Annotated in this window: 8 protein-coding genes and 1 tRNA gene; 3 read left to right on the top strand and 6 right to left on the bottom strand. The window is 63.9% G+C overall.

The features are described 5' to 3' along the window. Positions 1-268: 268 nt before the first annotated feature. The gene (locus tag ACPZMI_RS00440; protein ID WP_054891623.1) at positions 269-901 is read left to right on the top strand and encodes a LysE family transporter; all 633 of its coding nucleotides are present in this window, start codon (positions 269-271) and stop codon (positions 899-901) included. Positions 902-931: 30 nt separating this feature from the next. Here ACPZMI_RS00440 and ACPZMI_RS00435 read toward each other — a convergent pair whose 3' ends face one another. Both ACPZMI_RS00435 and ACPZMI_RS00430 read right to left on the bottom strand, forming a co-directional pair. After that, positions 932-1,684: a slipin family protein gene (locus ACPZMI_RS00435; RefSeq protein WP_426351446.1), complete on the bottom strand. Its 753-nt coding sequence runs from the start codon at positions 1,682-1,684 to the stop codon at positions 932-934. Positions 1,685-1,686: 2 nt separating this feature from the next. After that, positions 1,687-3,036: an NfeD family protein gene (locus ACPZMI_RS00430; protein WP_426351447.1), complete on the bottom strand. Its 1,350-nt coding sequence runs from the start codon at positions 3,034-3,036 to the stop codon at positions 1,687-1,689. A gap of 159 nt (positions 3,037-3,195) precedes the next feature. On the opposite strand from ACPZMI_RS00430, the gene ACPZMI_RS00425 reads away from it, so the two are divergent. Beyond that, positions 3,196-3,438, top strand: coding sequence for a DUF2789 domain-containing protein (locus ACPZMI_RS00425; protein WP_186667390.1), 243 nt, complete (start codon positions 3,196-3,198; stop codon positions 3,436-3,438). A 70-nt stretch (positions 3,439-3,508) separates the two neighbouring features. Next, the gene (locus ACPZMI_RS00420; protein ID WP_186667391.1) at positions 3,509-4,147 is read left to right on the top strand and encodes an NADH:ubiquinone oxidoreductase subunit N; all 639 of its coding nucleotides are present in this window, start codon (positions 3,509-3,511) and stop codon (positions 4,145-4,147) included. 9 nt (positions 4,148-4,156) lie between these two features. Here ACPZMI_RS00420 and ACPZMI_RS00415 read toward each other — a convergent pair whose 3' ends face one another. The 4 genes from ACPZMI_RS00415 to ACPZMI_RS00400 all read right to left on the bottom strand — a co-directional run. Then, a complete protein-coding gene (locus ACPZMI_RS00415) occupies positions 4,157-4,594 on the bottom strand; it encodes a CBS domain-containing protein (RefSeq protein ID WP_186667392.1) in 438 nt (145 codons plus the stop codon). 156 nt (positions 4,595-4,750) lie between these two features. After that, entirely contained in the window at positions 4,751-6,481 is a 1,731-nt protein-coding gene (locus tag ACPZMI_RS00410; RefSeq protein WP_426351445.1) for a dipeptidase, read from the bottom strand. Between the two features lie 156 nt (positions 6,482-6,637). Beyond that, positions 6,638-6,714: transfer RNA gene (locus ACPZMI_RS00405), tRNA-Arg, on the bottom strand. Beyond that, positions 6,705-6,966, bottom strand: a 262-nt coding sequence (locus ACPZMI_RS00400) for a hypothetical protein (RefSeq protein WP_483407397.1), incomplete at its 5' end; no start/stop codon positions are given. The genes ACPZMI_RS00405 and ACPZMI_RS00400, both read right to left, overlap by 10 nt.

Below are 6,966 nucleotides of genomic sequence, written 5' to 3'. Positions count from 1 at the left end.
TAAGGTTTTGGTGAAAAAATAACCAGCGGAATTTGTGGCGGGAGCCTGGTTTGTTTTGTGCCTGTACCGGCCCTATCGCGGGCAAGCCCGCTCCCACAGGGCTCAGCTGTATTCAGCGTCAGCGTGGTGTCTGTAGGAGCGGGCTTGCCCGCGATAGGGCCGGTACAGGCACAAAACAAACCAGGCTCCCGCCACAAATTCCGCTGGTTATTTTTTCACCAAAACCTTAGCTTAACGTTTTGCAACATTCGTTCGAGCGAGGTGTGTGATGTCGATGGAAACCTGGTTGGCCTTCTTTGCCGCGTGCTGGGTCATCAGCCTGTCGCCGGGGGCCGGGGCAATCGCCTCGATGTCCAGCGGCCTGCAATACGGTTTCTGGCGTGGCTACTGGAACGCCCTGGGCCTGCAACTGGGCCTGATCGTGCAGATCGCCATCATCGCCGCCGGTGTCGGCGCGATCCTCGCCGCGTCGGCCACCGCCTTCCAGATCATCAAGTGGTTCGGTGTCGCCTACCTCGTTTACCTGGCGTACCGGCAATGGCGTGCGCTGCCGATGGACATGAGCGAAGAGTCCGCCGTGCGGCCCATCGGCAAGCCACTGAGCCTGGTGTTCCGAGGCTTTCTGGTCAACGTCAGCAACCCCAAGGCGCTGGTGTTCATGCTCGCGGTGCTGCCGCAGTTCATCGACCCGCACCAGCCATTGCTGGCGCAATACCTGGCGATCACCGCCACCATGATCAGCGTCGACATGCTGGTGATGGCGGGTTACACCGGGCTGGCCTCGCGGGTGCTGCGCCTGTTGCGCACGCCGAAACAGCAGAAGCGTCTGAACCGCACGTTCGCCGGCCTGTTCATCGGTGCGGCGACATTCCTCGCGACCCTGCGTCGGGCGCCGATCTGAAACTACGGGGGCGTGGCTGCGCAGCGATCTCTATCGATCCTTGTCCACCAGGCCCTTGAGCAGATCCACCGGCAACGGAAACACGATGGTCGAGCTCTTGTCTCCGGCAATCGCCCCCAGCGTCTGCATGTAGCGCAACTGCATCGCCCCCGGCTCCTTGCTGAGCATCTGCGCGGCCTGCATCAACTTTTCCGACGCCTGCAATTCGCCCTCGGCATGGATCACCTTCGCCCGCCGCTCGCGCTCGGCCTCGGCCTGGCGGGCGATGGCGCGGACCATCGACTCGTTGAGGTCGACATGCTTGATCTCGACATTGGCCACCTTGATGCCCCAGGCGTCGGTCTGCGCGTCGAGCACCTGGCGGATATCGAGATTGAGCTGCTCGCGCTCGGCCAGCAGCTCGTCCAGCTCGTGCTTGCCCAGCACCGCGCGCAGTGTGGTCTGGGCCAGTTGGCTGGTGGCGCTTAAAAAGTCTTCCACCTGGATGATCGCCTTCTGCGGATCGAGCACGCGGAAGTACAGCACCGCATTGACCTTGACCGAGACGTTGTCGCGGGTGATCACATCCTGCGGTGGCACATCCAGCACCACGGTGCGCAGGTCGACCCGCACCATCTGCTGGATGCCGGGGATCAGGATGATCAGCCCCGGCCCCTTCACCTGCCAGAAGCGGCCGAGCTGGAACACCACCCCGCGCTCGTACTCGCGCAGGATGCGCAGCGCCGACATCAGCAGCAGCGCCAGCAGCACCAGCAAGGTGCCAAATCCGAATTGAACGAACATCTCTACTCTCCTTGCGCCGAGGGCGCACTGGCGCTGACCTCCAGCACCACGCCGCGCCGGGCGATGACCCGCACGTGCTGGCCGGGCTGCAGCGGTGTGGTGCAGCGGGCTTGCCATTGTTCGCCCTGGGCCTGTACCGAGCCGCAGAACGGGTTGTCGAGCGTTACCTGGGTGACGATCACCAGGCTGCCCACCAGCCCGGCATCGCCGCTGACCAGCGCGCGCCGTCGAGCCTTGACGGCCATGCCCAGCACACCGCCGAGCAGCAGCGCCGACACCGCGGCCAGGGAGACGATCAGCGCCAGCGGAATGCCAAAGCCCGGCGCATCGGTGTCCATCAGGATCACCGCGCCGACCACGAAGGCGACGATGCCGCCGAAGCCGACCACGCCAAAACTGGGCAGAAACGCCTCGGCAACCATGAACGCCACCCCGAGCAGGATCAGCGCTACCCCGGCATAGCTCACCGGCAGCAACTGCAGGGCATAGAGCGCCAGCAGCAGGCAGATACCGCCGACCACACCGCCTACGCCCGAACCCGGGTTCATGAACTCGAACAGCAGCCCGTACACACCAAGCATGATCAGGATCAGCGCTACGCTGGGGTTGGTGATCACGGCCAGCAGGCGGGTGCGCCAGTCCGGCAGGTGCTCGACCACACGGGCATTGGCGGTCTGCAGCGCACGGGCCTCGCCAGCGGCGACCAGGGTCTTGCCGTCCAGGCGTTGCAGCAGGCCCGGCAGGTCTGTGGCGACCAGATCGATGACGTTCAGGCGCAAGGCTTCCTCGGCCGACAGGCTGACCGCCTCGCGCACGGCCTTTTCCGCCCAGTCGGCATTGCGCCCGCGCAGTTGCGCAAGCCCCCGGATATAGGCCGCGGCATCGTTGACCTGCTTGCGCTCCAGGGGGTCCTGCTCAGCGTTGGTTGCGCCAGGCTTTTGCGTACCCTTGTCGCCAGCACCGATCTGTACCGGCGTCGCCGCCCCCAGGTTGGTGCCGGGGGCCATGGCCGCCACATGGCTGGCGTAGAGGATATAGGTCCCGGCGCTGGCGGCCCGTGCACCGCCGGGGGCCACATAGGTGACCACCGGTACGGGGCTGGCGAGGATCGCCTTGACGATCTGGCGCATGGCGATGTCGAGCCCGCCCGGGGTGTCCATGCGGATCACCACCAGTTGCACCTGCTGCTCCTGTGCCTGGTCGAGCCCGCGCAGCAGGTAGTCGGCGCTGGCCGGGCCGATGGCGTCGTCGATGTCCAGCAGCCAGACGTCATTACCGGCCGCAGCCTGGCCCGCCCCGGCGACGCCGAGGATCAGCAACAGCCAGAACCTGCGCCAGCAGCGAGCGATCAGCGTGGTCATCTCAGGGCCCTCTTGTTCAAGTCTAGCTGCGCCTGTACGCAGAGGGCCTAAACTTGCCGAGGGCCTGTGGCGCTCATGTCGATCGAGTCGTTGCGGCCAGGGCGCGGTCTACCGCAGGCAACCCCTAACCTGTGCAATCGAGGAGGACACATGGACGCACCGATTCACCCCTTCGCCGAGCTGTTCAAGCAACTGGGCCTGGCGGACGATGCCGTGAGCATCGACCAGTTCATCGCCTCGCACTCGCCGCTCAAGAACGAAATCAAGCTGGTGGACGCGCCGTTCTGGAGCGACGCGCAGCGAGCTTTTCTGAAAGAGAGCATCATCGAGGACGCCGATTGGGCCGTGCCGTTCGATCAGCTCAACGAGGCCTTGCGTCGCCCGCGCAAATAAAGCGCCGAGTGGCACCTGATGGTTGATTTCAGCGTTGCTATGCTCAGGAAAACAAAAAGGGGATAGCGCGATGAAAGATCCCTACGCACCAGGCTTCTGGTGCACCGTGACGATCCTGGGCACCCTGACTGCTGGCTACTTCTACGGTATCCGGCACACCCATCAGATGAACCAGGCGGTGCAGTTCCTGTATGCCGCCGCTGCGGTCACCGCGGCGGTGGCGCTCTGCGGCCTGGCGTGGATCGCCTGGCAGCAGCTGCACCTGAACAAGCGTGAAGTGGCTCAGGGCCGAACGCTGGTGGCCATCTGGAACACCAAGGTCGCCCTGCGTCGGGTCGAAACAGTGTTCGACCGCTATTTCTGGGGCAGCTACTGGCATTCGGGGCGTACCTTCGAAGAAGTCATGGGCGAGCTCAAGGGCACGCCACTGGAGCAGTGCCTGGACGCACTCAAGCGCCAGTGCCGCGAGCTGGACCGAGAAGTGCACGATCACCATCACCACTGGCTGGCCAATGCCCGCGACCTGTCGAGCGTGGCCACGGCCATGGCGCGCGAGCGCTACCAGCTCGACCTGTGCGACCCGCAGGGGCGTGACGGCGGCAATACCGCAGTGCTCAATCGTGATCTGGAAGTGCTGGTGTACACCTGGTCGGCGCGTCTGCGCAGTTTCGACCATCAGCTGGACGAACTGGAGCGCGCCTACCACTGAGCCGGCAGCTCATTCGCCGCGGATGTACTGTTGCAGTTGCAGGATCAGGTTGGCCTGTTCGGCAATGGTTTCCTTGACCAGGTCGCCGATCGACAGCAGGCCCAGCAGCTTGCCATGGTCGACCACCGGCAGGTGGCGCAGGTGACGGTTGGTCATCAGGTTCATGCAGTACTCGAGGTTCTGCTTGGGCTCCACGGTGACCACTGGCGAGCTCATGATCTCGCGCACGGGCGTGGCTGCCGACGAGCGCCCCTTGAGCACCAGCTTGCGCGCATAGTCGCGCTCGCTGACGATGCCTACCACCTGGTCGTTCTCGATCACGGGCAGCGCACCGATGTTCTTTTCTGCCAGCAGCTTCAGCGCGTCGAGCACCGACTCGTCAGGCCCGATGGTGTAGACGGTCTGGTGCTGGGATTTGGTCTTGAGAATCTGTTCGACGTTCTTCATGGGGGCCTCGGGGGTGGAAAAAGCGCTGTCCTGGAATAAATAAAGCATCCGGGACCGCGCTCTGCACGGCAATGCAGGAAACGGCATCGAGGCGATTGAAAAACGTCATTGGTCGAAGCGCACGAGGGCCGGTGGACGGCCCTCGCCGGGATTCGCTCAGAGCTTGGGCATCTGCCCGATGCGCGCGACCATCTCGCTGATCACCTGCAGGTCCAGCATGAACTGCTCCACGGTCTTGAACTCGTTGTCGTTGTGGCCGGTGTACTTCACGCCGGGCATCGACAGGCCGAACTGCACGCCGTTGGGCAGGTCGTGCACCGAAGTGGCGCCAGCAGAGGTGCCGAACTCGTGGGGCAGGCCGAGGTTCTCGGTGGCCACATCCAGCAGCGCCTTGACCCATTCGCCTTCGGGGTTGCGGTACATCGGCTCGTCCAGGGTGTACTCGAAGGCCACCGAGGTGTGGCTGATACGCGCCCAATCACCGAGCTTGTCAGCCAATTCGTCCTTGATCGTCTCGATCGGCTTGCCTTTCGGGATGCGCAGGTTCACCGCCAGCTTCAGGGCTTTCTGGTCCAGGCCGACGTAGGTCAGCGAGGCGGTCAGCGGCCCCATGAAATCGTCCTTGAAGCCGACGCCCAGTTTGCTGCCCAGGTAGTCCAGCCCCCAGTTGTCGGCGGCGTAGCGGGCAGCATCGGTGATGTGGTTGTGCTTGAGCGGCACGCGGTCGCCCAGGCCGTTGAGGAAGTCGAGCATGCGTGCCACCGGGTTGACCCCCGACTGTGGCGAGGAGGAGTGCGCGGAGACGCCGGTCACGGTCAGGATCACCTGCTTGCCCGAGACCACGGCGTCGATCTTGAAGTCCTTGCCATTGGCCTTGCGGTACAGCTCGCCGGCCTGCTTCAGGCGTCGGGCCAGGTCGGCCGGATGGTCGCCGATCAGCGTCGCCACCGAGGTGGTGGGGATCTGGTTGGTCGCCAGGCCGCCGGTGAGGTTGATCACCTCGGCGCCCTTGCCTTCACCCGCGCGCTTGCTGAAGCTGGCCATGACGGTGCCATAGCCCTTCTCGGCGATCACCACCGGGTAGCCACCGTCCAGCGCCAGGTTGTAGTCCGGCGTGGCGTTGCGGGCGAAGTAGTAGGGAATGGCATCGCCGGAGGTTTCCTCGGTGGTGTCCACCAGCAGCTTGAACTGACGCGCCAGTGGCAGCTTCTCGTCCTTGGCGACCTTCAGGGCGTAGAGCGCGACGACGATGCCGTTCTTGTCGTCCTCGGTGCCGCGGCCGTACATGCGATCACCCACCAGGGTGACCTTGAACGGGTCGAGGCGCGTGCCGTCTTCGAGTTTCCAGTTGGCCGGATTGACCGGCACCACGTCGGCGTGGGCATGGATGCCGATCACTTCCTTGCCTTCGCCGAGGGTGATCTCGTAGACGCGGTTGTCGATGTTGCGGAACTCAAGGCCGAAGTCTTCTGCCAGCGCCTTGATCTTGTCGGCAATCTTGTGGAACTCGGGGTTCTCGTGTTGTGGCAGGCCCTCGACCTGGAAGGTCGGGATTTCCACCAGCTCGCGCAGCGTCTGGGTGGCAGCCTTGCCGTACTTGATGCGGGTATACAGGCCCAACAGGCGGTTGATCTCGTTCTGCTGCTCGGCGGCGAGCGGTTTGCCGGCGAGGTAGGCCTTCAGGGTTTCGTCGAGCTTGTCGACCTTGGCCAGTTCGCTGTTGGCCAGCTTGTCGATGAATTGCTTGAAGTCGGCCGGTTCGGTGCCGTCGTAGGCCTTAAGGATGGCGGCGGACTGTTGCGGGCTGAGGTTGGCGTGGGCGGGAACGGCGAACAGCGCAAGGCTGGCCAGCATCAGGGAGACGGCAGAAAGCTTGGGCAAGGGCATGGGTAAACGCATTCCTTCGCGAAGGGTTTAAAAGGGATGTCCATTGGTAGGAAACATGCCCACGCTAACACCAATGGGCGGTGTCGGGGGAGGGGCGAGGCGCGACCTGGCGCACAAACGAAAAAGCCCCGGGAGATTTCCCGGGGCTTTCGGAGATGGCGCACTCGGCGGGATTCGAACCCACGACCCCTGCCTTCGGAGGGCAGTACTCTATCCAGCTGAGCTACGAGTGCAACGCGGCGCAATGATACCCATCTGCGTCGATGGCGTCCATCGCCTTGATCTGTGGCTGTTTTTCCCGGGGTTTTGGACCTGTGGTGACCTCTTCGCGGGCAAGTCGCAGCGGCGAACCGCCGCTCCCACAGGCTCTCCACAATCCTGTAGGAGCGGGCTTGCCCGCGAAGAGGTCACCACAGGTCCAAAACCCCGGGAAAAACAGCCACAGATCAAGGCGATGGACGCCATCGACGCAGATGGGTATCATT

Source organism: Pseudomonas wayambapalatensis, from assembly GCF_049942315.1.
Lineage (GTDB): Bacteria > Pseudomonadota > Gammaproteobacteria > Pseudomonadales > Pseudomonadaceae > Aquipseudomonas > Aquipseudomonas wayambapalatensis.
This window is presented reverse-complemented; position numbering and strand designations above follow the sequence as displayed.

Bases quoted from the DNA above. Each gene is read 5' to 3' on its own strand.
- ACPZMI_RS00440 (WP_054891623.1), top strand. From the start codon at position 269: ATGTCGATGGAAACCTGGTTGGCCTTCTTTGCCGCGTGCTGGGTCATC.
- ACPZMI_RS00435 (WP_426351446.1), bottom strand. From the start codon at position 1,684: ATGTTCGTTCAATTCGGATTTGGCACCTTGCTGGTGCTGCTGGCGCTG.
- ACPZMI_RS00425 (WP_186667390.1), top strand. From the start codon at position 3,196: ATGGACGCACCGATTCACCCCTTCGCCGAGCTGTTCAAGCAACTGGGC.
- ACPZMI_RS00420 (WP_186667391.1), top strand. From the start codon at position 3,509: ATGAAAGATCCCTACGCACCAGGCTTCTGGTGCACCGTGACGATCCTG.
- ACPZMI_RS00415 (WP_186667392.1), bottom strand. From the start codon at position 4,594: ATGAAGAACGTCGAACAGATTCTCAAGACCAAATCCCAGCACCAGACC.
- ACPZMI_RS00410 (WP_426351445.1), bottom strand. From the start codon at position 6,481: ATGCCCTTGCCCAAGCTTTCTGCCGTCTCCCTGATGCTGGCCAGCCTT.